Genomic DNA, 24,098 nt, shown 5'->3' on the forward strand with positions numbered 1-24,098 from the left:
AGATGAATATCAAGGCCGACTTCCCGACACTCATCGAAGAACTCGACTACGGAACCCCGGAATCGAAGGCGCAGAAGCAGGTCACGCTGATCGTCGACGGCCGCAGTATCAGTGTGCCTGAGGGTACGTCGATCATGCGCGCGGCGATGGAAGGCGGGGTCGAGATCCCAAAACTCTGCGCCACGGACATGTTGGACTCGTTCGGCTCCTGCCGCGTCTGCCTCGTTGAGATCGAAGGGCGCGGCGGCACGCCGGCATCCTGCACGACGCCGGTCGGCGAAGGCATGGTGGTGCGCACGCAATCCGAGCGGCTCGACGCCATCCGCCGCGGTGTCATGGAGCTTTACGTCTCCGACCATCCGACCGGCTGGAACGAGAAGGCCGGTACCGGCGCCAGCGAGTTCGACGTTGTGGCGAAGTCGGTTGGCCTGACCGAGAACCGCTTCGGCGTCGAGGGCCGCAACCACGTCAAGCAGGAAAACGGCGTCGCGCCGGGCCATGGCTCGCTGACGGTCGACTACATCGCCCGCGATGAGTCCAACCCCTATTTCACCTATGATCCGGCGCAATGTATCGTCTGCTCGCGCTGCGTGCGGGCCTGCGAGGAGGTGCAGGGCACCTTCGCGCTGACGATCGAGGGCCGCGGTTTCGAATCGCGCATGGTCGCCGGCATGCATGAGGATTTTATTGCCTCCGAATGCGTGTCCTGCGGCGCCTGCGTGCAGGCCTGTCCGACCGATGCGCTGCGTGAAAAGACCGTGCTTGAGAAAGGCATGCCCGAGCGCTCGGCCGTCACCACCTGTGCCTATTGCGGCGTCGGCTGCTCTTTCAAGGCCGAAGTGAAGGGCGACGAAGTCATTCGCATGATGCCTTACAAGGACGGCAAGGCGAACCACGGCCACTCCTGCGTGAAGGGCCGTTTCGCCTATGGCTACGCGACCCACAAGGACCGCATCCTGTCGCCGATGATCCGGGAAAAGGTCAGCGATCCCTGGCGCGAGGTGAGCTGGGAAGAGGCGATCGCCCATACGGCCAAGGAATTCCGCCGTATCCAATATCAATACGGACGCACCTCGATCGGCGGTATCACGTCCTCGCGCTGCACGAATGAGGAGACCTATCTGGTGCAGAAGCTGGTGCGCCAGGGCTTCCGCAACAACAATGTCGACACCTGCGCCCGCGTCTGCCACTCGCCGACCGGCTACGGCCTCGGCCAGACCTATGGCACCTCGGCCGGCACCCAGGATTTCGATTCCGTCGAGTTCACCGATGTCGCCGTTATCATCGGCGCCAATCCGGTTTCCGCGCATCCCGTGTTTGCTTCACGACTGAAGAAGCGGCTGCGCCAGGGCGCCAAGCTGATCGTGCTCGATCCGCGCCGCACCGAAATGGTCAAGTCGGCGCATGTCGAGGCCGACTACCACCTGCCGCTGAAGCCCGGCACCAACGTGGCGGTGCTGACGTCGCTCGCGCATGTCATCGTCACCGAAGGACTTTTCGACGAAGCCTTCATCCGCGAACGCTGCGACTGGACGGAGTTCCAGGACTGGGCCTCCTTCGTCGCCTTGCCGGAGAACAGCCCCGAGACCGTCGGCAAGCTTTCCGGCGTCGACCCGGAGCTGATCCGGGGTGCTGCGCGGCTCTATGCCAAGGGCGGCAACGGCGCGATTTATTACGGCCTCGGCGTCACCGAACACAGCCAGGGGTCGACTACGGTTATGGCTATCGCCAACCTTGCCATGGCGACCGGCAATATCGGCCGCCCGGGTGTCGGCGTGAATCCGCTGCGCGGCCAGAACAATGTGCAGGGCTCATGCGACATGGGCTCGTTCCCGCATGAACTGCCGGGCTACCGCCACATCTCCGGCGAGGCGGTGCGCGACATCTATGAGACTTTGTGGGGCGTGAAGCTCGACGACGAACCGGGCCTGCGCATCCCCAACATGCTGGATGCCGCTGTCGACGGCTCCTTCAAAGGCATCTACATCCAGGGCGAGGACATCCTGCAGTCCGATCCTGATACCAAGCACGTCGCGGCCGGCCTGGCGGCGATGGAATGCGTGGTCGTGCACGACCTGTTCCTCAACGAGACAGCGAACTACGCGCATGTCTTCCTGCCGGGCTCGACCTTCCTGGAGAAGGACGGCACCTTCACCAATGCCGAGCGCCGCATCAACATGGTGCGCAAGGTGCTGGAGCCGAAGGCGCGCTACGCCGACTGGGAAGCGACGCAGGAGCTTGCCCGTGCGATCGGGCTTGACTGGAACTACCAGCATCCCTCCGAGATCATGGACGAGATCGCCAAGACGACGCCAAGCTTCGCCGGCGTCTCCTTCGATCTGCTCGACCGTGTCGGATCGGTGCAATGGCCCTGCAACGAGAAGGCCCCACTCGGTACGCCGATCATGCATATCGACGGCTTCGTGCGCGGCAAGGGCAAGTTCATCCGCACCGAATATGTGGCGACCGACGAGCGGACCGGGCCGCGTTTCCCGTTGCTGCTGACCACCGGCCGCATCCTCAGCCAGTACAATGTCGGCGCACAGACAAGGCGTACCGAAAACGTCATGTGGCACTCGGAAGACCGGCTGGAAATCCATCCGCACGACGCCGAGAACCGCGGCCTGCGCGATGGCGACTGGGTGCGGTTGACCAGCCGCTCGGGTGAGACGACGCTGCGTGCGCTGATCACCGACCGTGTGTCGCCGGGTGTGGTCTACACCACCTTCCACCATCCGGACACGCAGGCCAACGTCATCACCACCGACTTCTCCGACTGGGCGACCAATTGTCCGGAGTACAAGGTGACCGCGGTGCAGGTCGGCGCGTCGAACGGGCCTTCGGACTGGCAGCGCGACTACAACGAGCAGGCCGAGCAGAGCCGCCGCATCGCTCGGCTGCAGGCGGCCGAGTAGTCTTGGCCGCGCGCCGCAAAGCGACGACGCAGACCTCGCGGCTGGCGCACCGCGCCAGCGGCACGACCTCGGCCAACCGAATGGTGCCGGAGGAGACGCCGGTGGCGTTCTCCTTTGCTGGCACCACCCATGCGGTGATGATGGCGAGCCCGTCTGATTTCGAGGATTTCGCGCTCGGCTTCTCGCTGACCGAAGGCATCATCGCAGATCCCCAGGAGATCGAGGCGATCGAGGTCGAGGACCATGGCGCCGGGATCGACATCCAGATCCGGTTGAAAGACCAGGCCAATACGCGCTTCGAGGCGCGACGCAGGCGCTTGGCCGGCCCGGTTGGCTGCGGACTGTGCGGCATCGAATCCATCGAGGAAGCGATGCGCTCGGTCGACAAGGTCGGTGCGTCCAAGCTTACCCTTGAAGCCGACGACATTGTTCGCTCGGTGAGGCTGTTGTCGAAGGTACAGCCGCTGCATTCCGAAACCGGCGCCGTGCACGCCGCGGGCTTCTATGTACCGGGCAAGGGCATTGTCATGGCGCGCGAGGATGTCGGCCGCCACAATGCGCTGGACAAGCTGGCCGGCGCGCTGGCGAAGGCCGGCATTAAGGGTGCCTCGGGCGCCGTGGTCGTGACGTCACGCGTCTCGGTCGAGATGGTGCAGAAGACGGCGGCCATCGGCTCGGCTTTCATCATGGCTGTCTCGGCGCCGACCGCGCTTGCCATCCGCACAGCGGAAGAGGCAGGCATGACGCTGGTGGCGCTGGTGCGCGGCGACGATTTCGATGTTTTCACCCACCCGGAACGGGTGGTCTTGGGAGTTGCCCAGCATGTCGCATGACGAAGACCACATCACGAACACCAGGGAAAAGCTGGTGCGGATGGCCAATCAGATCGCCGCCTTCTTCCATTCCAGGCCGCGCGAGGAGGGCGTGGTGGGTGTGGCCGAGCACATCAACAAGTTCTGGGAGCCGAGGATGCGGCGCCAGTTCTTCGAGATGCTGGACAGCGGCGGCGAAAATTTCGACGAGCTAGTCGTCGAGGCCTCTGCCCGGATCAAGCGGCCAAAGACCGAGGAGCAGGCCGATATGAGCATCGGCTACGTCCAACCCAGTGGTGCAGAGAGCGCTGCTCCCCAGAAATAGGCTCTCCCCAGAAGGGGCCGGGCGAGCGGTTCGGACCGCAAGGCTATATTCCTGTTTTCTAAAGTTTGACTGCCGCATCCGGCAGGCGTCTGCTATGGTCGGCGATCAGAAATCGTCTGGCCGGGCGGGATGCAGTCGTGAGGCCGATCGAGACGCGATATGCCCTCAGCGGCGACGTGCGGATCGCCTATCAGGTGGTCGGCCAGGGATCGTTCGACCTGGTTTTCGTGCCCGGCTTCATCTCCAATCTCGACCTGCATTGGGAAGACGAGGGTTATACCAGGCTGTTGAAACGGCTCTCGGCGTTCTCGCGACTGATCCTGTTCGACAAGCGCGGCACCGGCCTGTCCGACCGCGTCGACCCACGCCATCTGCCCAGCTTAGAGACCCGCATGGACGATGTGCGCGCGGTGATGGATGCCACTGGCAGCGGCCGCGCCGCCCTGCTTGGGGCCTCGGAAGGCGCGCCGATGGCAATGCTGTTCGCCGCCACCTATCCGGAGCGGACACGGGCGCTGGCGCTTTATGGCGGCTACGCGCATTTCCACAAATGGGTGATGCCGCCCGAACGCCTCGAGGCCTTCATTGCGACCGCCGGCACGGCCTGGGGCACCGGCGCCACTCTGCCCAACTTTGCGCCGGGCCGCGTCGATGACGCGCATTTCACCCAGTGGTGGGCGCGCTTCGAACGGCTGTCGGCCAGCCCGACGGCGGCGGCGGCCCTGGCACGGATGAATGCCGATATCGACGTGCGCGGCGTGCTTTCGGCGATCGGCGCGCCGACACTGCTCATCCATCGCCGTAACGATGTGCGGGTCGACCCCGACGCCAGCCGCTTCCTGGCCAAGAAGATCGCCAATGCGCGACTGGTCGAAATCCCCGGCCGCGATCACCCGATCTGGACCGGCGATGTCGACCGGGTGGCAGACCTGGTCGAGGAATTCCTGACCGGCGAGCGCGCCGTGACCGAAGCGGAGCGCGTGCTTGCCGCCCTTCTGGTGACACGCGTCTACGACACGGCGCGAGTGGGCGACCGCATGTGGAGCGAACGCAGCGAGCGCTTCCAGGAGAGCTGGCGGCAGTTGGTCGGCCGTCATGGCGGACGCGTCGCCGGCATCCATGGCGAATTGATGATCTCGCGCTTCGACGGGCCGGCGCGTGCCATACGCTGCGCGGCGGCACTTCGCGATGCGGCGCAACAGATGGGCATTGCAAGCGCCCAGGGCGCGCATGTCGGCGAGGTCGAAATGCGCGGGCCGCCGATGGGGCTGATGGCACGGGTGACGATGCAGATCGCCGCCCATGCCGGCCGCGGCGATATTCTGGCGTCGCGGCTGGTCGCTGATCTGGCGGCCGGTTCCGGCCTGCATTTCATCGATGCCGGGCGTGTCACGGTGGATGAGCTGGACGAGCCGCTGGCGCTGGTCCAGGCGACGTCGGAACAGCATCTCGAGCCTGCTTGCCGTCCCAAGGCCAGGCCTGCCGAGCCGGCTCAATTGACGGCGCGCGAAAGCGAGGTGGTGAGCCTGATTGCCGACGGCAAGAGCAATGCCGCAATCGCTGCCGAGCTGAGGCTGAGCGAGCATACGGTGAAGCGTCATGTCGCCAACATATTGCTGAAGCTCGACCTACCGTCACGGGCGGCGGCAGCGGCATTTTCCGCCAGGCATACTGGCCCGGACGGGCCATAGGAGCCATGGCGCTTTCGGGCGAAGCGGCCAAGGGCGCGCAGGCGCTACCAATTCTCTCCATGCAGCCCAGGCGGATGTCGCCGGGAAGGCGCTGCGAACGGAGGATGCAATGCTGAAGTCAAACAGGTCGATCAAATCGCTGATGATAGCGGCAAGCGTTGGCGCGCTGTTCACCATCGCCCCTGCCAAGGCCGAGGATGCCGCGGCGACCGCTGCTTACAAGGACATCGAGGCGACGCTCGGCTCGGTGCCGGACATGTTCAAGACGCTGCCGGATGTCGCGGTTGCCGGCGCCTGGGCCGAGATCAAGGGCGTTCAACTCAACCCCAAGACCGCGCTCGACGGCAAGACCAAGGAGCTGATGGGGCTGGCCGTCGCCTCGCAGATCCCGTGCCAGTACTGCATCTATTTCCACACCGAGGCGGCCAAGCTCAATGGCGCGACCGATGAGGAGATCAAGGAGGCGATCGCGATGGCGGCCATCGTGCGCCACTGGTCGACGATGCTCAACGGCAGCCAGGTCGATTTCGCGACCTTCAAACAGCAGACCGACGGCGTGTTCGCGGCCGTTAAAGCGAAGTCGCAGTGAAAGACCCTGCCCGGCGATGGGCGCCGGGCGGTGCTTCTGATCATCAACCGCCCGTCGACGGGCCATGGAGGAAAAAATGCTGACCAAGACGCAAAGCGTGGACGGCGCGGCGATCAAGAAAGCGATCGAAGGACGGGACGGCAGGATGCTGGCGAGCTTCTATGCCGACGATGCGCTGGTGCGGGTGATCGATCGCAACAACCCGCCGAGCAAGCCGCGCGAGATCCGCGGCCGGGCGGCGATCAGCACGTTCTGGGACGATATCTGCAGCCGGGCAATGACCCACAAGGTCGACACCACCATCGCCGATGGCGACAACCTCGCCTTCACCCAGGCCTGCGCCTATCCGGACGGGACGAAAGTGTTCTGCGCAGCGATGCTGGAGTTGAAGAACGGCCGCATTGCACGACAGACCGTCGTGCAAGCCTGGGACGAGTAAGGAGGCCGACATGTTCAGCGCCAGATGGCAGATCGACGCCAAATTCGGGCACAAGCAGACCGTGCTTGAACTGCTCAAGAAATGGGAGCGCGAAATCGGCTCTCAGGTCGGCATCGCCGACCTCAAGTTCCAGATCATGACCGGCTCGATCGGCGCGCGGGAGGCGACGGTCGAGTCGCATCACCAGGTCGAGAGCCTGGCCCAGTTGGAGGCGTTCTTCGCCAAGATCGGCAAGATCGATGCGCACGCCAAATGGGGCAAGGAGATGGAGCCCTATGTCGTGTCAGGCACCAGCCTCTGGAACATCTACCGCATCGTGGAATAATGGCTGACGTCCTTCTCCCGGGCAACGGAAGGGTGATCGCACATAGGGGGCCGGGGCTTTCGCTCTGCGATTTACCCCCACCCCTAACCCCTCCCCAGAAGGGGGAGGGAGACTTCCGTTGGCGCTGACATCGGAAGATTGCTGACGTTTTGACGCCGAGTAAGAGCACGGCAGCATTCCCTCCCCCTTGTGGGGAGGGTTAGGGTGGGGGTCTATCTTCGTAAGAATCCATATGCGATCGCCCCGCCGGCAACGGGGAGAAGGGAAGCGGCTCTGCTACATCAGGCCAAGCTGTTTGTAGAAACCGAGCGCGTCGTAGTAGTCGCTCTGGGTCGCGATCTTGCCGTACTTGACCGAGAACATCGAGGCGCCGGTGAAGGAGAACTTCTTGCCGGTGGCGGCGGTGCCGTCGGCCCAGGCGCCGGTATTGGTGCCGGAAAACTCCCATTCGAACGAGACACGGTCGCCCTCCACGACGGGCGCACCCTTCATCGTCCAGACGGCATCTGGGACGGCCTTGAGGAAATTGTCGATGACGCCGGTCTTGGCGGCCTCCTTGCCCTTGACCGGCTTGCCGACCGAGGCGTCGTAATAGGTCACGTCGTCGGCGAAGTAGCCGGCGGCCTTGGCCGAGTCATGCGCATTCCAGGCGGCGAGGTAGGCTTCGACCACCGATTGCGCAGTATCGGCGGCAAAGGATGGCGCCGCGACGAAGAGCGTCGCGGCGATGGCTGCGGTTGTCAGAAACTGGCGGCGATGCATGGTTCTTTCCTCCCTGGTTTGAACAATCTGCAAGAGCGAAGCGGGCTAGTCTCGACCGGCTTCCGGCCCTCCGCTATGGCTCCGGGCGTTCGTCGTTCGAAAAGCCAAGTCGTTGGCTTTTCGTTCGCTGCGCGGACCACTCCTCACCCGTGAGCCACCATCACGTGGCGAACGGCGGTATAATCCTCCAGCGCGTAGAGCGACATGTCCTTGCCGTAGCCGGACTGCTTCAATCCGCCATGCGGCATCTCGTTGGTCAGCATGAAGTGGGTGTTGATCCAGGTGCAGCCATATTGCAGGCGGGCGGCGGTCGCCATGGCGCGCGAGACGTCCTTCGTCCACACCGACGAGGCGAGGCCGTAGTCGCTGTCGTTCGCCCAGGTCACCGCTTCATCGACCTCGGAGAAGCGGGTGATCGAGACGACCGGGCCGAAGACTTCGCGGCGCACGATTTCGTCCTCCTGCAGCGCGCCGGCAACGACGGTCGGCTGGTAGTAAAAGCCGGAGCCCTCGCCCGGCTTGCCGCCTGTGGTGATCTCGATGTGCTTCAATTCCGAAGCGCGCTCGACGAAGCTTGAGACGCGGTCGCGCTGGCGGCGCGAGATCAGCGGACCGATCTCGTTGTCGGTGTCGTCCGGCTGGTTGTACTTGATGGTCGAGACCGCGGAGGACAGATCGGCAACGAGCTTGTCGTAGATCTTCTTGCCGGCATAGATGCGACAGGCGGCGGTGCAGTCCTGGCCGGCATTGTAATAGCCGAAGGCGCGCAGGCCGTTGACCACCGCGCCAAGGTCGGCATCGTCGAAGACGATGACCGGCGCCTTGCCGCCGAGCTCCAGATGGGTGCGCTTGACCGATTTGGCGGCCGCCTGCAGCACCTTCTTGCCGGTGGCGACATCGCCGGTGATCGAGATCATGTTGACCTTAGCGTGATTGATCAGCGCGTTGCCGACGCTGTCGCCACGGCCGAGCACGACGTTCACGACGCCTTCGGGCAGCACCTCGGCCAGGATCCTGGCCAGTTTCAGCGCCGTCAGCGGCGTCTGTTCCGACGGCTTGAAGACGACGGTGTTGCCGCCGGCAATCGCCGGCGCCAGCTTCCAAGCCATCATCATCAGCGGATAGTTCCAGGGCGCGATGGAGGCGACGATGCCGATCGGGTCGCGCCGCACCATGGAGGTGTGGCCGGGCAGATATTCGCCGGCGACTACGCCGGGCATCGAACGCACCGCACCGGCAAAGAAGCGGTAGCAGTCGACGATCGCCGGGATTTCGTCATTGAGCACGGCATTGATCGGCTTGCCGCAGTTCAGCGCCTCGAGAGCGGCGAACTCCTTGGCCTCGGCCTCGATGCGGTTGGCGATCTTGAGAAGATAGGCCGAGCGCTGCGCCGGCGTGGCGCGCGACCAGGTGATGAACGCCTTTTCCGCCGCCGCGACAGCAGCCTCGATCTGCGCCGGGCTTGCTTCCGGCAGGTTGAGAATGGTCGCCCCGGTCTTTGGATTGAGGATCGGCTCCTCGGTCTCGGCGCCGTTCTCGAATTTCGAGCCGATCAGCATCTGTGTGTCCATGGACGTCTCTCCCTTACGAACTGACGTTATTTGCCCGAACCGGCGATCTGGTCGCCGTCGCGGGTGAGGTAATAGGCAAACAGGATGGGCAGCAGCGTCACCAGCACCACGACCATGGCCACGACATTGGTGACCGGGCGCTGGCGCGGACGGATCAGTTCCTCCAGCATCCAGATCGGCACGGTCTGCTGCTGGCCGGCGGTGAAGGTGGTGACGATGACCTCGTCGAAGGACAGCGCGAAGGCCAGCATGCCGCCGGCAAGCAGTGCGGTGGCGATGTTGGGCAGCACGACATGCCGGAAGGTCTGGAAACCGTCAGCACCGAGATCCATCGAGGCCTCGATCATCGAGCTCGAGGTGCGGCGGAAGCGGGCAACCGCATTGTTGTAGACGACGACGACGCAGAAGGTGGCGTGGCCGAGCACGATCGTCCAGAACGAGAACGGGATATCGGCCAGCGAGAAGGCCGAGCGCAGCGCGATGCCGGTGATGATGCCGGGCAGCGCTATCGGCAGGATGACCAGCAGCGAGATGGTCTCGCGGCCGAAGAATTTTGTCCGCGACACGGCGGCGGCGCACAGCGTGCCCAGTATCAAGGCAATCGCCGTCGAGATGGCGGCGACGCGGACCGAAAGCGACAGCGCCTGCCAGACATCCGGCCGGTTCCAGGTGACGGCGAACCATTGCGTGGTCAGCCCCGGCGGCGGCCAGACGAAGCTCTTCTCTTCCGTGGTGAAGGCGTAGACGAAGATCAAGAGGATCGGCAGATGCAGGAAGAGCAGGCCGCAGGCGGCTGCGATCTTGAGGCCGAGCGGGGCGGATTGCGAACGGTCAGAGCGCATCGAAGGCCCCCATGCGCTTGGCGCCCCAGAGGTAGAAACCCATGATGATGATGGGCACCACCGTGAAGGCTGCGGCGAGCGGGATGTTGCCGGCGGTGCCCTGCTGCGAATAGACGGCCTGGCCGATGAACAGCCGCGACGTGCCGATGATCTGCGGGATGATGTAGTCGCCCAGCGTCAGCGAGAAGGTGAAGATCGAGCCGGCGACGATGCCGGGCAGTGCCAGCGGGAAGAGCACGTTGCGGAAGGTCTGGCCCGGCGACGCCCCAAGATCGGAAGAGGCCTCGACCAGATTGCCGGGCACGCGCTCCAATGCCGCCTGCACCGGCAGGATCATGAAGGGCAGCCAGACATAAACGAAAACGATGAAGGTGCCGGTGGCGGAGACCGACAGCGAATTGCCGCCCACGACCGGCAGCGACAGCCAGCCATCGAGCACCCAGAGCAGATGCAATTTGGCGAGCAGCCAGGTCAGAATGCCTTCCTTGGCGAGGATCAGTTTCCAGGCATAGATCTTGACCAGGTAGCTCGACCACAGCGGCAGCATGACGCCGAGATAGAACAGCGCCTTCCAGCGGCCACGGGCATAGCGCGCCGCGTAGTAGGCGATTGGGAAGGCGATGATGGCCGAGGCCAGCGTGACCAGCGCCGCCATCGTCACCGTGCGCAGGATGATGTCGAGATTGGCGGCCTGGAACAGGTCGCCATAGGTCTTCAGGGTGAACTCATGGTTGATGAGGCCGGAGAATTCGTCGATCGAGAAAAAGCTCTGTGCCAGCAGCGCGAACAGAGAGCCGATATAGACGACGCCCAGCCACAGAACCGGCGGCAGCAGCATGAGGAAGAGCAGGAGCTGCGGCCGGCGCCAGAACAGGTCGGAGAGCGCACCACGCATGCCACCGCTGCCGGGCAGGATGGCGGGAGCAGTGGCGCGTGGCATGGCGGCGTCGAGGCTCATGCCGGCTCGTCCATCAAATGCAGATGCTCGCGGTTGAAGGTGAGCACCACCGCTTCGCCTTCCGCCGGCAATTTTGTGCCGGCCGGCACGATGGCGTGCAGCCGCAGCCCGTCTGCGTCGAGCGCCAGCTTTGTGGTGGCGCCGAGATAGTTGGTTCCGACCAGGCGCGCGGCAACGCCATCGCCTTTCGCAGCGCGGCCTATGCGGATGGATTCAGGGCGCAAGCTGCCCCAGCGGTGCTGGCCGGAGTAACGCTGGACAAAATCCGGCGGCAGCACGTTGGACGAGCCGACGAAATCGGCGACGAAACGTGTCTTCGGACGCTGGTAGATGTCTTCCGGCGTGCCGATCTGCATGATCTTGCCGTCATTGAAAACGGCGACGCGATCCGCCATCGACAGCGCCTCGCCCTGGTCGTGGGTGACGAAGACGAAGGTGATGCCGAGCGCCTTTTGCAGCGACTTCAGCTCTTCCTGCATGTTCTCGCGCAGCTTGAGGTCGAGCGCGCCAAGCGGCTCGTCGAGCAACAGCACCTTGGGCTGGTTGACCAGCGCACGGGCAAGCGCGACGCGCTGGCGCTGCCCGCCAGAGAGCTGGCCGGGGCGGCGGGCGCCATAGCCGGGAAGCCGTACCAGCGACAGCGCCTCTTCCGCCGCCTTCTGCCGTTCGGCCTTGCCTACGCCCTTGACCATCAGCCCGTAGGCAACGTTGTCGAGCACGTTCAGATGCGGGAACAGCGCGTAATCCTGAAACACCGTGTTGACGTTGCGGCGATAGGGCGGCACGCCCTCGGCGCGCTCGCCGAAGATGGAGATCGAACCCGAGGTCGGCTGCTCGAAACCGGCGATGAGGCGCAGGCATGTGGTCTTGCCGGACCCTGAGGGGCCGAGCATGGCGAAGAACTCGCCCGGCACGATGTCGAGATCGACCGCATCGACGGCACGCACGCTGCCGAAATGGCGAGACACTTTCTGGAAGGAAACGGCCGAGGTCATGGGTTGCCAGTCTGTTGCAAGTTTGATGTGTTGATGTCGCGCGCCGCCCTACCTCCCCCTTGTGGGGAGGTCGCGGCGAAGCGGCGGGGGGATGCCTGGCACGAACCGCCGCGCCCCCCACCCCGACGCTGCGCGTCGTCCCTCCCCACAAGGGGGAGGGTAAAGGCGAAATTACCGTCCGCCGATGACGCCGATATAGTCCGACACCCAGCGGTAATAGGGCACGCACTGGTCGTTCTGCGTGGCGCACTTCGAGACCGGGGTCTTCCAGAACTTGATCTTGTCGAAATTGTCGTAGCCGTTGGTCTTGCAGCCTTCGTCGGTCAGAAGCTCGTTGCCCTTGCAGGCGGCGGGAACGACCGGCAACGAACCAAACCAGGCCGAGACATCGCCCTGCACCTTGGGCGACAGCGAATGTTCGAGCCACATATAGGCGCAGTTCGGGTGCGCGGCGTCGGCCTCCATCATGGTGGTGTCGGCCCAGCCGGTGACGCCTTCTTCCGGCACGGTCGAGGCGACCGGCTTCTTGGCGGCGACCAGCGTGTTGACCTGGTATGGCCAGGAACCCGAGGCGACGACGCCTTCGTTCTGGAAGTCGTCGACCTGGATAGCGGCGTCATGCCAATAGCGGCCGACCAGCGTGCGCTGGACGCGCAGCAGCTCGAGCGCCGCCTTGTACTGGTCTTCGTTCAGCTCGTAGGGATCCTTGATGCCGAGTTCCGGCTTGTGGAACATCAGATAGTTGGCGGCATCGGCAATGTGGATCGGGCCGTCATAGGCCTGGACGCGGCCCTTGTTGGACTTGCCGTCCGGCAGGTTCATTTCCTCGAAGACGATGTTCCAGCTCTTGGGCGCTTCCTTGAAGACATCGGTGTTGTACATCAGGACGTTCGGGCCCCACTGATAGGGGACGCCGTAATGCACCTTGTCGACGGTGAACCAGGGCGCGTCCTTCAGCCGGTCGTCGACAGCCTTCCAGCTCGGGATGAGATCGGTGTTGATCGGCTGCACGCGCTTGCCGGCGACGAGGCGCAGCGAGGCGTCACCCGAAGCGGTGACCAGATCGAAGCCGCCCTCATTCATCAGCGAGACCATCTCGTCGGACGTGTTGGCGGTCTTGACGTTGACCTTGCAGCCGCTCTCCTTCTCGAAGGAGGTCACCCAGTCATAGCCCTTGTCGGTTTCGCCGCGCTCGATATAGCCGGGCCAGGCAACGATGCTGACCTCGCCTTCGCCCTTGCCAAGCTCCTTGACCTGGGCGACGGCTTGACCGGAAAAGGTCAGCGCGACCGTCAAAGCCGTGCACGTCTTCAGAAATGAATTCATCGTCAATCTCCCATTTGGCGCCTGACTGCGAAGCCGGTCTCCGCTGCGGTCAGCCGCAGGCTGAAAAGTGTCAGTTCGTCCGATGGACACTTACCGCTCTAGCGGCGGTTCGGTCCCTGAAATGAAAAGTGCTTGGAAAATTCCGGTTTCGCAAATTGATTTATCAGAAACACGATATCGGTTTTTCCGATAGATAGCTGCACATCCGATCAACGCTGCTGACGTACTGTACGCTGCGATTGGGCAAGGCCGATGAAGTCGCGTGCCGCCTGCGGCAGGCCGGAGCCGCGGCGCCAGACCATGCCGACCTGGACGACCGGCAAAGTGCCTGAAATATCACGCGATTCTATGCGGTCGCCTTCCAGCGACCAGGGCCGATAGACGAGGTCGGGCAGCAGTGCCACGCCGGCGCCTGTGGCGACGAGGCTGCGCACCGCTTCGACCGAGCGGGTGCGGAAGGCGACATGCGGCTTGGCGCCGATCGCCGCCAGAAGCTTGCCGGTGCTTTCCTCGATCTCGTCGACGGTGAGCATGATCAGCGGTTCGCCGGCAATGTCGCCAATGCCGATAATGTCGGCGCTGGCCAGCTTGTGGCTGAGCGGCACCCACAGCCGGTAGGCCGAGACTTCGAGGATTTCCGACTGCAGCGCCGTGCGGTCGCGCAAATTAGAGGTGACCATGACGGCGATATCGAGCTTGCCGCCGATCAGCAGGTGCTCGAGATAGTCGCCATTGTCCTCAATGGCCGAGACATCGACGCCGGGATAGGCGCGGCGGTAGCGCGCCAGAAGATCGGACAGCACATAGCCGGCGACCAGCGAGGTGACGCCGAGCTGCAGACGCCCGCCGGCCACCACCTGCTCGTCGGAGAAAGCGCGGCGCGCGTCGGACACGTCGGCAAGGATCTTGGTGGCATGGCGCAGGAACTGGTGGCCTTTGTGGGTGATGTTGAGGCCGCGCGGATGCCGCTCGAACAGTTCGACGCCGAGATCGCTTTCCAGCTCCTTGATCGCTTCGGTGACCGAGGATTGCGAGATGGAGAGGTTTTGTGCTGCGCCTGACACCGTGCCCTGCTCGGCGACGGCAATGAAGAACTGCAACTGGCGGATGGTGAAGGCCATGGCCGGACTAAACACCGGCGCGGCAGGGAAGGAAAGCCGGCGCCGGGCTTATCCCTGGCAGGATATCCGGCGCGGTGCGCTCAGCCGAACAACAGCCTGATGCGCCGCCGCCACGCCGGGCCATAACGCAAGGCGAGCATGAAGGTCGCTTCCAGCGCCACCACGATGACGATGATGCGAAAGCCGATGGCATAGGAATCCCTGCCGCTGCCGCGCATGAGGTAGCCGGTGATGAGAAAGCCGGTGTTCCACAAAGTGGCGCCGAGGAGCGTCGTCGCCGCGAAGGGCAAGAGCGGCAGGCGAAGCGCGCCGGCAGCGATCGGCAGGTAGTTGCGAACCGTCGGAATGAACTGCGCCAGCAAGGAGACCCTGACATGATGGCGGCGATAGGCCTCGCCGAGCCTGGAGTAGGTCGCATAGCGCAGGCAGACATATTTGCCGAAACGCTCTACCAGCCTGTCAGCGCGATCCAATCCAATCCGCCGTCCCACCGCATACCAGACAAGGCAGCCCGTGATGGCGGACAGCGTGGTCACAAGGAGCAGGACCGCCAGCCTCGATAGTTCAGGGGCTGCCGTCATGCCGAGGAACAGCAGCAGCACATGCGAGGGCGGCAGCGGCAGGATCTTTTCGGTAAAGGCGAGGCAGGCGACGCCGAGCAGGCCGAGGCCCAGGATCGCCGACAGCGGATCGGTCATGAGAAACGCCAGTCATAGGTTTTGAGGTTCTTGATCCTGGACACCTTGTACACCGTCGCTGGCGGGAAGTTGCGGAAGGTGCGGCCAAGCCGGGTCGCTTCCAGATCGAGCCTGTCGAGCAATGTCTGATCGAAAGGGCAGCGGCTGCCCAATGTGTATTGGTAAAGGGCCGCGCCCGGCCGCAGAGCATCGAACACGCCTTCCAGTATAGCGAAAGCCTTGCGCGGTGACATCAGCCGAAACGGCAGACTGCTGATGGCGGCGCCGGCCACCGAGCCGTCGAACAGAGGCGGATGGCGCATACCAACCGCATCCATCTCGAAGATGCGCGCGGCGGGAAAGCGCCGCGTCAGAAGCGAGGCAAAGTCTGGGTCGGCTTCGACCAGCATTAGATCCTGCTCCCTGACACCGCGCTCCAGCAACGCCCGGGTGAACGGGCCGGTGCCCGGTCCAAGCTCCAGCACGTGACCGGTCTCAGGGCCGATCTCACGTGTGATCAGCGCAGCGAGACTGGAACTGGAAGGTGTGACCGAACCGCTGCGGAGCGGCGCCAGCGTCCACGCCATCAGGAAAGACAAAGCGTCGTTTGCAGACATGGTGACCTCACTGCTGATGCGGGCGATTCGCCTGACCCGCCTTTCGATGAGGCGCTGTTTGCCGCGACCGGATTGCATGAACATTGCGAGGCGCAGGCTTGAGCGAAAGATTTGTCGGGAAACGCGCTCCGCTCTCCGGTGCTCGGGGGATCAGAATTCCCTAAGCGGCTGCGATGCTAAGGCGTGCACCAGCCTCCGCCAGGGCAGCGGCAATGTCGCGCGGCGGCGGCTGGTCTGTGGCGAGTTCGGAAAAACCGTCGAAGCCGCAGACCTGAACCAGACCCTGGCGGCCGAATTTGGTGTGGTCGGTGATGACCAGCGAGCGCTGGCCGCGCGACAGCACCATGCGGGCGAATTCCGCCTCTTCCAGATCATAGTCCGCCAGCCCTGCGGCGGCGTCCACCGCGCCGATCGAAATCACCGCGTGGCTGACCGAGAAGCGGCTGACGAAGTCGATGGCCGAGGCGCCGAAGGCTGCACCGGAATCGCTGCGCAGCTCGCCGCCTGCCATATAGACCTTGTTGCCGTTGACCGTGGCCAGCGTGCGGGCGATGTCGGACGAGTTGGTGACCACCGTCAGTCGTCGGTGGCCAAGCAGTTCGCGGGCCAGGAACGAGGTCGTGGTGCCGGTGTCCAGCATCACCGACTCGCCGTCCCGGATAGTGGCGGCGACCATGCAGGCAATCAGCCGCTTGGCCTCGGCATTGTCGCGCATGCGCCGTTCGAACGGCGCCTCGCCGGTCATCGACGGGAGGCCGATGGCGCCATGCATCTTCAGCACCGAGCCATTGCCGGTGAGCGGCTTGACATCACGGCGCACGGTTTCAAGCGAGACCCCCAGCCGGTCCGCCAGGCTGGCGATGGTGACGGTACCCTCTTCCTTCAGGAGACGGAGGATTTCGCCATGCCGTTTCGAATGGATCATGTGGCCTCTCGAATTCTGCGATCTGCCCGGTTTTAGGGCAATACAGACGTTTTTGAAAGAATTGCAGGCGGTTTCGGGCAAAACACCCAAAAAAAGTCACAACATTTGATTGACACCCGAGCGGCACTGGCGTGACATTGATCGCGTGACAGGCTTCGGAACTGCCACGGGAGGGTGATGGCAGAGCCGCAATTCACGGACCGGACCGTCTGGCCAGACCGTCTGGGATTGATCTGGCACAAAGGCTTTTCAAATCCGCGGGGGCGGAGACCGGGTATCAAAACCTGGCCAAAGGGGCTCGTCGGTGCGGCGCGGGACGGGAGAGTCCCGGCGTCCCGCACCGACGAGATTTTTGCGTTCCCCCAACCCTCTTTGCGCGGCGCGCCGCGTTGTCGAAGCTCCGCCAAATTACAAATCAGGGGTGGCCCGTGACTGCTGAAGATCGCATCCGGGCCCTGCCCTGCTGGAACGGCAGCGTCGACATTGCACCGCTGCCGGGCGGCCTCAGCAACGCAAACTACCTAGTCAAGGACGCGGCCGGGCGGCACGTCGTGCGTCTCGGCCAGGACTATCCGTTCCACCACGTCTTTCGCGACCGCGAGGTGATGACATCGCGGGCTGCGCATGAAGCGGGCTTCGCGCCGGCGGTTCGATATTCTGAACCTGGCATCATGGTCACGGAATTCCTCGGCGCAAAAACCTATGTCGCAGAAGACGTGCGCGCCAATATCGGCCGGGTGGCCGCGCTCATGCGCGGGTTCCATCGCGAGATGCCCAATCACATCTCCGGCGCCGGCTTCATGTTCTGGGTCTTCCATGTCATCCGCGACTATGCGCGCACACTGAGCGAAGGCGGCAGCCGCAAGCGCGACGAGCTGCCACGGCTTTTGGCGCTGGCCGACGAGTTGGAGCGGGCGCAGAAACTGCTGCCGATCGTGTTCGGCCATAACGATCTTTTGCCGGCGAATATTCTTGACGACGGTGACAGGCTATGGCTGATCGACTTCGAATATGCCGGCTTCAACACCGCGATGTTCGATCTTGCCGGTGTTGCCTCCAATGCCGAGATGAGCGACGCCGAGTCCTTCGCCTTCCTCACCGCCTATTTCATGCGCGAGCCGGATGAGGCTATCCGTCGTTCTCATGCGGCCATGCAATGCGCATCACTGTTGCGCGAGGCGATGTGGAGCATGGTTTCCGAGCTTTATCTCGATGCGCCCGGCATCGACTACGTCGCCTATACCGAAGAGAACCTGACGCGGCTCGACGCAGCGCTGGACAATTACCGCACGAAATACGGAACACGGCCATGACCTTGCCAACGCAAGCCGGCATGGTCGTCATCGGCGGTGGCATTATCGGCTGTTCGACGGCCTATCATCTGGCGCGCGACCACAAGGCCGATGTCGTGCTGCTGGAGCAGGGCAAGCTGACCTCCGGCTCGACCTGGCATGCGGCCGGGCTGGTCGGACAGCTGCGCTCGTCGGCCTCGATCACCCGGGTGCTCAAATATTCGGTCGAGCTCTACAAGGGGCTGGAGGCCGAGACCGGGCTCGCCACCGGCTGGAAGATGACCGGGTGCCTCAGGCTTGCCACCAACGCCGACCGCTGGACCGAATACAAAAGGCTGGCGACGACAGCAAAAAGCTTCGGCATGGACATGCAGTTGCTGTCACCGACTGAGGTGAAAAAGATGTGGCCGCTGCTGGAGACCAGCGACCTCGTCGGCGCGAGTTGGCTGCCGACCGACGGCCAGGCCAGCCCCTCCGACATCACGCAGTCGCTGGCCAAGGGCGCGCGCATGCATGGCGCCAAGCTGTTCGAGGATGTTCGCGTCACCGGCTTCGACATGAAGGAAGGGCGCATCACCACTGTGAAGACCAACAAGGGCGACATCGCCTGCGACAAGGTGGTGAACTGCGCCGGGCAATGGGCGCGCCAGGTTGGCGCGATGGCCGGCATTTCCGTGCCGCTGCAGCCGGTCAAGCACCAGTACATCATCACCGAGAAGATCGACGGCTTGGCGACCGACGCGCCGACCATCCGCGACCCCGACCGACGCACCTATTTCAAGGAAGAGGTTGGCGGCCTGGTGATGGGCGGCTATGAGCCGAACCCGCAGGCCTGGGCAACCGGCTTGCCTGGCGGCGACGTCCCCGATGACTGGGAGTTCCGGCTGTTCGACGACGATTACGATCATTTCGAACAGCATATGAGCCAGGCGATCGCGCGCGTGCCGGCGCTGGAGCGGGCCGGCGTCAAGCAGATGATCAACGGACCGGAAAGTTTTACGCCGGATGGCAATTTCATCCTCGGCGTCGCGCCCGAATGCGCCAACATGTTCGTCGGCGCCGGCTTCAACGCCTTCGGTATTGCGTCGGGTGGCGGTGCCGGCTGGGTGCTGGCGCAATGGGTGGTCGACGGCGAGGCGCCGCTCGACCTCTGGGTGGTCGACATCAGGCGCTTTTCCGGCCTGCACCGCGACCGGCAATGGGTCAGCGACCGCACGCTGGAAGCCTATGGCAAGCACTACACGATCGGCTTTCCGCATGAGGAGTACCTATCGGGCCGGCCGCGCATCGTCTCGCCGCTCTATGAGCGGTTGAAGCAGCATCGCGCCGTGTTCGGCTCCAAACTCGGCTGGGAGCGTCCGAACTGGTTCGCGCCCGAGGGCACCGAGCCTGAAGACATCTATTCGATGGGCCGTCAAAACTGGTTCGCCCCCGTCGGTGATGAGCACCGGCATGTGCGCGAAAAGGTCGGTATTTTCGACCAGTCTTCCTTCGCCAAATACGAGATGACGGGTGCGGACGCACAAAAGGCGCTGGGCTGGATCTGCGCCAACGATGTCGCCAAGCCGATGGGACGGCTGACCTACACGCAGCTGCTCAACACGCGCGGCGGCATCGAGGCCGACCTGACGGTGGCAAGGCTCGCCGAGGACAAATTCTACATCGTCACCGGCACCGGCTTCCGCACGCACGACCTTTCCTGGATCGGCGACCATGTCGGCAAGGAGCTCGACGTGACGTTGAAAGATGTCACCGAGGATTTCGGCACGCTGTCGCTGATGGGGCCGCGCGCCCGCGACGTGCTTGCGGCGGTCACCGAGACGGATGTCTCGAATGCCGCCTTCCCATTCGGCCATGTGCGCGAGATCGGGATCGCTGATCACACAATCCGGGCGCTGCGCGTCACCTATGTCGGCGAGCTTGGCTGGGAGCTGCATGTGCCGATCGCGGCCACCGGCGAAATCTTCGATGCGCTGATGGCGGCGGGCGAGCCGCATGGCATCCGCCCGATCGGCTACCGGGCGCTGGAGTCGCTCCGGCTGGAGAAGGGCTATCGCGCCTGGGGTTCCGACATCACGCCCAACGACACGCCGCAGGAAGCCGGCCTCGGCTGGGCGGTGAAGCTGAGGAAGAACACCGATTTCGTCGGCCGCCGGGCACTCGAAAAAGTCAATGGCACGGCGTTGAAGAAGCGCTTTGCCGGCTTCACCGTCGACGATCCCGATATCGTGCTGGTCGGGCGCGAGACGATTTTGCGCAATGGCGAACCGGTCGGTTACCTCACCAGCGGCGGTTATGGCTACACGCTGGCTAAGAACATCGGCTATGGCTATGTGCGCAATGCCGACGGCGTCAGCGACGATTTCCTCAGCTCAGGCGACTATGAGCTGGTGGTGGCGATGGAGCGGACGCGGGCCAAGATCCATCTCGAGCCGATGTACGATCCGGCGATGAGCAAGATCAAGGCATAGATCCTGGATCAGCTCATGCGCAGCACGAGGCCGCGGCTGGGCACCGTATCCGCCTCGCCGGGCATCGAGACATAGGGCGCAGTCTCCTCGGCGCGAACGACCCTGCCCTCAGCCTCGAGCGCAGCGATGCGTTCGGCAAAGCCGGCGTTCCACAGCGTGTTCTTGACCGTCAGCACGATGACGCCGCCCGGCCGGCAGACGCGGATCAGTTCGTCCAGCCCGTCGGCGCCGACATGGCCGGAGGTGAAGACGCCGGCCGAGACGATGCCGGCATAAGCATTGTCGGCAAAGGGCAGCGGGCCGCCGAGCGCCAGGCAATGCAGCGCCGAATAGACGCCCTTTGCCGCCGCCTTGGTGAGCATGCCCTGCGAAATGTCGAGCGCCTCGACCTGGGGGTAGCCGGTAATGGCCAGCCATTCGCCGATCAGCCCGGTGCCGGCGCCGGCATCGAGCAGCGGGGCGGCGCCACGCGGCAGATGGCGGGCGAGCAGGGCCAGGCAGATCGTTGGATGGCGGTAGCCGGCGGCCGACATGTCGGCATCGTAGGTTTCCGACCAGTTGTCATAGATCGCGGCCACGTCCTCGGGCCGTTGCGCCGCATAGGCGGCGCCGAGCCCGCCATGATCCTTGTTTCCCGCCATCGCTGTTTCTCCGCCAGCTCGATGCTCACCCTCGAACCGATGATAGCCAAACGGCGAAAACTGTGGAACCGTTATCGAAAGAAATAACACGCCAGGGGCAACAGGCATGGGGATGGACGAGGTACGCGTAACACTTGCGGCGATTCCGGCACTGGCAGGCTATGACGGACCGCTGGAGCGGCTGGGCGGGATGACCAATCTCGTCTTCCGGGCCGGCGATATCTGCCTGCGTATCCCCGGCAAAGGCACCGACGAGTACATCAACCGCGCCAATGAAGCGGTGGCGGCGCGTGAGGCGGCCAAAGCCGGCGTCAGTCCCGAGGTGCTGCATGTCGACCCCAAGACGGGCGTGATGGCGAGCCGCTTCGTTGCCGGCGCCGAGACGATGTCGCCGGAGAAGTTCAAGCTGCGCGCCGGTAGCCCGGCCCGCGCCGGCGAAGCCTTTCGCAAGCTGCACACGTCCGGCGCGGTGTTTCCGTTCCGCTTCGAGCTGTTTGCGATGATCGACGACTACCTCAAGGTCTTGTCGACCAAGGACGTGGCCTTGCCTCCCGGCTACCACGACGTCGTGCGCGAATCCGAAACCGTGCGTGCTGCCCTTGCCGCTCACAAGCTGCCGCTTGCCGCCTGTCATTGCGACCCGCTGTGCGAGAATTTTCTCGATACGGGCGAGCGGATGTGGATCGTCGACTGGGAATATTCGGGGATGAACGATCCGCTCTGGGATCTCGGCGACCTCAGCGTTGAAGGCAAATTCGACACTGCGCAAGAAGAAGAGATGATGCGCGCCTATTTCGGCGGCGAGGCAAAGCCGGCCGAACGCGGCCGCGTCGTCATCTACAAGGCGATGTGCGACCTGTTGTGGACGCTGTGGGGGTTGATCCAGCTTGCCAACAACAATCCGGTCGAGGATTTCCGTGCCTATGCCGACGGCCGTTTCGCCCGCTGCAAGGCGCTGATGGAGACGCCTGAGTTTTCACGCCATCTTGCAGCTGTGCGCGCGGGCTAGACGTCGACCTCTATTTGAAGACCCGCTCTATTTCACTCATCGTCACTGTATCGTCGGACTTTTTGCAGTACCAGACGATCAGCGCGATGGTGCCGATGGGGAATAATGGTGCAAGGAGCTGATGCCAACCGCTTCTATTGATGTCATGCAGCCGGCGTGTGGTCATGGCGAGTGTCGGCAGAAGGATGGCAAGATTCCAAATCGATGAGATAATTTCATTGTTCAACACGGCATCGACTATGACCACAACGATGCCGACTATGAAAATGAAGAGGTAGGAATACCAGAACTCCGAGCGGCTGGCTCTGCCCGAAAAATTCGCATAGTTCTGGAAAAGCTTGAAATAGCTTCCGTAAAACTCATAGGAGGCGGTATGTCTCCGAAACGATTGCTACCAGCTGGCGGGGCTCTTAAAACAAATATCAATGGCAGGCCGATAAGGACCAAAACGATCAGCCAATGCCATATTGAAAAGCTACCCATTATCCCCCCAATCACAGTTCCCCGGAGATATTGGTCTTGGCCTATTCCCGCCAAGAATCAATCCGGGATTGCGCCCGGCAGGAAATCTACTCCGCAAGATATCGATGTAAATACCGAAAATTTTTGACAGAACACTTCAGTGATTCTGGCGATAATCGTACTATTATCAAATGCTAAAGCGTGTCGCTTCAAAACGGTACCGTTCGAAGCGCTTTACGCTTGCCGCTTCAGTTCACGCCCTTCGGCACGTTCTCAGGCGGCACCACGGTCTCCACCACCTTCTGGCGGTGGAAGATGAACAAGCCGGCGAGGACGACGATGGCCGAGCCGATCAGGATGCGCGGGCCCGGCACATCGCCGAAGAAAGCCAGGCCGAAGATCACCGCCCACAAAAGCAGGCTGTAGTGCAGCGGCGCCAGCGTCGAGGCAGGCGCCAGCTTCAGCGCCCTGGTGATCATCAGATGGGCGCTGCAGGAGACGATGCCGAGCAAGAGCATGGCGCCGAAATCGAGCGCCGAGGGCGTGCGCCAGGCACCGATGGTCATCACGGCGCCGACCAGCAGAGTGCCGATCGTCTGCCAGGTGACCAGCGTGGTGTCGCTGGTGCCGCGCAGGCGGCGGCTGAGAATGATGGCGAAAGCGAAGGCAATGCTGCCGACCAGCGCGAACATCGAGGAGAGCGAAAACGCTGCCGAGGACGGCTTCAGTATGATCAGCACGCCGCAGAAGCCGACCAGGATGGCAGCCCAGCGGCGCCATCCGACCTTTTCGCCGAGCAGGAAATGCGACAGCGCCGCCACATAGATCGGCCCGGCCATGTAGAAACTCATCACGTCGGCAAGCGGCAGATAGACAACGGCGGCATAGAACAGAGCGGTATCGACCGTTGTCGCAACCACGCGCAGAGACTGGAGGACAGGCCGCTCCATCTGGAACAGCTTCGCAGTGCCCTGGTTGGCGATCATCGGGCCAAGCACGATAAACGCGCCGATCGAGCGGATAAACACCACCTGGCCAACCGAGAAAGAGGCGACCAGCCATTTGCCCATCGCGTCGTTCAGCGCAAACATGAAGTCGCCGGCCAGCATCAAGAGAATGCCGGCCAGAAGCACGTTCCTGATCGTAAAGTTGCGAGCGAGTGACTGGGCCATGCGGCTCCCTAGCTCCAAGTCGCCGCTTTGACGAGGCAAATCGGTAAGACCAGCGGCGGAAATCGGCTGTCGCTATGCCTTTCCTGGCTATCCGTAACCTTGCTGCGAAAGCCGGGCTATTGAGGCCGCGGGCGGATGATGATCGGGCGATAGATGGTCGG

General features: G+C 63.4%; 22 protein-coding genes and 1 pseudogene. 10 read left to right on the plus strand and 13 right to left on the minus strand.

Annotation, left to right across the window (positions count from 1 at the left end; genetic code table 11):
- Window positions 1-2 precede the first annotated feature (2 nt).
- The 7 genes from fdhF to AC1D1L_RS01685 all read left to right on the plus strand — a co-directional run bounded on the left by fdhF (window position 3) and on the right by AC1D1L_RS01685 (window position 7,096).
- A complete protein-coding gene (fdhF, locus tag AC1D1L_RS01655) occupies window positions 3-2,915 on the plus strand; it encodes a formate dehydrogenase subunit alpha (RefSeq protein ID WP_477338268.1) in 2,913 nt (970 codons plus the stop codon).
- Window positions 2,916-2,917: 2 nt separating this feature from the next.
- Window positions 2,918-3,748, plus strand: a complete 831-nt coding sequence (fdhD, locus tag AC1D1L_RS01660) for a formate dehydrogenase accessory sulfurtransferase FdhD (RefSeq protein ID WP_477338270.1) — start codon at window positions 2,918-2,920, stop codon at window positions 3,746-3,748.
- Window positions 3,738-4,052 (plus strand): formate dehydrogenase subunit delta, encoded by a 315-nt coding sequence (locus AC1D1L_RS01665; protein ID WP_477338272.1) that lies wholly within the window; start codon window positions 3,738-3,740, stop codon window positions 4,050-4,052. Before fdhD ends, AC1D1L_RS01665 begins: the two co-directional genes overlap by 11 nt.
- Window positions 4,053-4,189: 137 nt before the next feature.
- Window positions 4,190-5,743, plus strand: a complete 1,554-nt coding sequence (locus tag AC1D1L_RS01670; RefSeq protein ID WP_477338274.1) for an alpha/beta fold hydrolase — start codon at window positions 4,190-4,192, stop codon at window positions 5,741-5,743.
- Window positions 5,744-5,852: 109 nt separating this feature from the next.
- A complete protein-coding gene (locus AC1D1L_RS01675; RefSeq protein ID WP_192249779.1) occupies window positions 5,853-6,332 on the plus strand; it encodes a carboxymuconolactone decarboxylase family protein in 480 nt (159 codons plus the stop codon).
- Window positions 6,333-6,408: 76 nt separating this feature from the next.
- The gene (locus AC1D1L_RS01680; protein WP_023688799.1) at window positions 6,409-6,771 is read left to right on the plus strand and encodes a nuclear transport factor 2 family protein; all 363 of its coding nucleotides are present in this window, start codon (window positions 6,409-6,411) and stop codon (window positions 6,769-6,771) included.
- Window positions 6,772-6,781: 10 nt separating this feature from the next.
- On the plus strand, window positions 6,782-7,096 hold the full coding sequence (locus AC1D1L_RS01685) for a hypothetical protein (protein ID WP_192249776.1): 315 nt from the start codon (window positions 6,782-6,784) through the stop codon (window positions 7,094-7,096).
- A gap of 276 nt (window positions 7,097-7,372) precedes the next feature.
- Here AC1D1L_RS01685 and AC1D1L_RS01690 read toward each other — a convergent pair whose 3' ends face one another.
- The 10 genes from AC1D1L_RS01690 to AC1D1L_RS01735 all read right to left on the minus strand — a co-directional run bounded on the left by AC1D1L_RS01690 (window position 7,373) and on the right by AC1D1L_RS01735 (window position 16,890).
- Window positions 7,373-7,858 (minus strand): ester cyclase, encoded by a 486-nt coding sequence (locus AC1D1L_RS01690; RefSeq protein WP_477338276.1) that lies wholly within the window; start codon window positions 7,856-7,858, stop codon window positions 7,373-7,375.
- 143 nt (window positions 7,859-8,001) lie between these two features.
- Window positions 8,002-9,429: a gamma-aminobutyraldehyde dehydrogenase gene (locus tag AC1D1L_RS01695; protein ID WP_477338278.1), complete on the minus strand. Its 1,428-nt coding sequence runs from the start codon at window positions 9,427-9,429 to the stop codon at window positions 8,002-8,004.
- 26 nt (window positions 9,430-9,455) lie between these two features.
- The gene (locus AC1D1L_RS01700; RefSeq protein WP_477338280.1) at window positions 9,456-10,271 is read right to left on the minus strand and encodes an ABC transporter permease; all 816 of its coding nucleotides are present in this window, start codon (window positions 10,269-10,271) and stop codon (window positions 9,456-9,458) included.
- Window positions 10,261-11,229 carry an ABC transporter permease gene (locus AC1D1L_RS01705; protein ID WP_352582114.1) on the minus strand — a complete coding sequence of 323 codons (969 nt, stop codon included), beginning with the start codon at window positions 11,227-11,229 and terminating at the stop codon, window positions 10,261-10,263. Before AC1D1L_RS01705 ends, AC1D1L_RS01700 begins: the two co-directional genes overlap by 11 nt.
- The gene (locus AC1D1L_RS01710) at window positions 11,226-12,224 is read right to left on the minus strand and encodes an ABC transporter ATP-binding protein (RefSeq protein ID WP_352582115.1); all 999 of its coding nucleotides are present in this window, start codon (window positions 12,222-12,224) and stop codon (window positions 11,226-11,228) included. The genes AC1D1L_RS01705 and AC1D1L_RS01710 overlap by 4 nt, the downstream gene beginning before the upstream one ends.
- 171 nt (window positions 12,225-12,395) lie before the next feature.
- On the minus strand, window positions 12,396-13,550 hold the full coding sequence (locus AC1D1L_RS01715) for an ABC transporter substrate-binding protein (RefSeq protein WP_477338282.1): 1,155 nt from the start codon (window positions 13,548-13,550) through the stop codon (window positions 12,396-12,398).
- Between the two features lie 209 nt (window positions 13,551-13,759).
- Window positions 13,760-14,671, minus strand: a complete 912-nt coding sequence (locus AC1D1L_RS01720; RefSeq protein WP_112560641.1) for a LysR family transcriptional regulator — start codon at window positions 14,669-14,671, stop codon at window positions 13,760-13,762.
- Window positions 14,672-14,751: 80 nt separating this feature from the next.
- Window positions 14,752-15,369 carry a DedA family protein gene (locus AC1D1L_RS01725; RefSeq protein WP_477338285.1) on the minus strand — a complete coding sequence of 206 codons (618 nt, stop codon included), beginning with the start codon at window positions 15,367-15,369 and terminating at the stop codon, window positions 14,752-14,754.
- Window positions 15,366-15,965, minus strand: coding sequence for a class I SAM-dependent methyltransferase (locus AC1D1L_RS01730; protein ID WP_477338287.1), 600 nt, complete (start codon window positions 15,963-15,965; stop codon window positions 15,366-15,368). The genes AC1D1L_RS01725 and AC1D1L_RS01730 overlap by 4 nt, the downstream gene beginning before the upstream one ends.
- A 160-nt stretch (window positions 15,966-16,125) precedes the next feature.
- Window positions 16,126-16,890: a DeoR/GlpR family DNA-binding transcription regulator gene (locus AC1D1L_RS01735; protein WP_477338289.1), complete on the minus strand. Its 765-nt coding sequence runs from the start codon at window positions 16,888-16,890 to the stop codon at window positions 16,126-16,128.
- Between the two features lie 428 nt (window positions 16,891-17,318).
- Here AC1D1L_RS01735 and AC1D1L_RS01740 point away from each other — a divergent pair, with 428 nt between their 5' ends.
- The gene (locus AC1D1L_RS01740) at window positions 17,319-18,203 is read left to right on the plus strand and encodes a phosphotransferase family protein (protein WP_192249745.1); all 885 of its coding nucleotides are present in this window, start codon (window positions 17,319-17,321) and stop codon (window positions 18,201-18,203) included.
- Complete coding sequence (locus AC1D1L_RS01745) at window positions 18,200-20,653, plus strand: GcvT family protein (protein WP_477338291.1); 2,454 nt, start codon at window positions 18,200-18,202, stop codon at window positions 20,651-20,653. Before AC1D1L_RS01740 ends, AC1D1L_RS01745 begins: the two co-directional genes overlap by 4 nt.
- An 8-nt stretch (window positions 20,654-20,661) precedes the next feature.
- Here AC1D1L_RS01745 and AC1D1L_RS01750 read toward each other — a convergent pair whose 3' ends face one another.
- Window positions 20,662-21,294 carry a class I SAM-dependent DNA methyltransferase gene (locus AC1D1L_RS01750; protein WP_477338293.1) on the minus strand — a complete coding sequence of 211 codons (633 nt, stop codon included), beginning with the start codon at window positions 21,292-21,294 and terminating at the stop codon, window positions 20,662-20,664.
- A gap of 106 nt (window positions 21,295-21,400) precedes the next feature.
- Here AC1D1L_RS01750 and AC1D1L_RS01755 point away from each other — a divergent pair, with 106 nt between their 5' ends.
- Complete coding sequence (locus tag AC1D1L_RS01755; protein WP_477338295.1) at window positions 21,401-22,303, plus strand: phosphotransferase; 903 nt, start codon at window positions 21,401-21,403, stop codon at window positions 22,301-22,303.
- 10 nt (window positions 22,304-22,313) lie between these two features.
- Here AC1D1L_RS01755 and AC1D1L_RS01760 read toward each other — a convergent pair.
- Both AC1D1L_RS01760 and AC1D1L_RS01765 read right to left on the minus strand, forming a co-directional pair.
- Window positions 22,314-22,786, minus strand: a pseudogene (locus tag AC1D1L_RS01760) (DUF805 domain-containing protein).
- Between the two features lie 227 nt (window positions 22,787-23,013).
- On the minus strand, window positions 23,014-23,937 hold the full coding sequence (locus tag AC1D1L_RS01765; RefSeq protein ID WP_142868445.1) for a DMT family transporter: 924 nt from the start codon (window positions 23,935-23,937) through the stop codon (window positions 23,014-23,016).
- Window positions 23,938-24,098: the final 161 nt, after the last annotated feature.

It is taken from the genome of Mesorhizobium sp. P2_D6 (genome assembly GCF_056404315.1).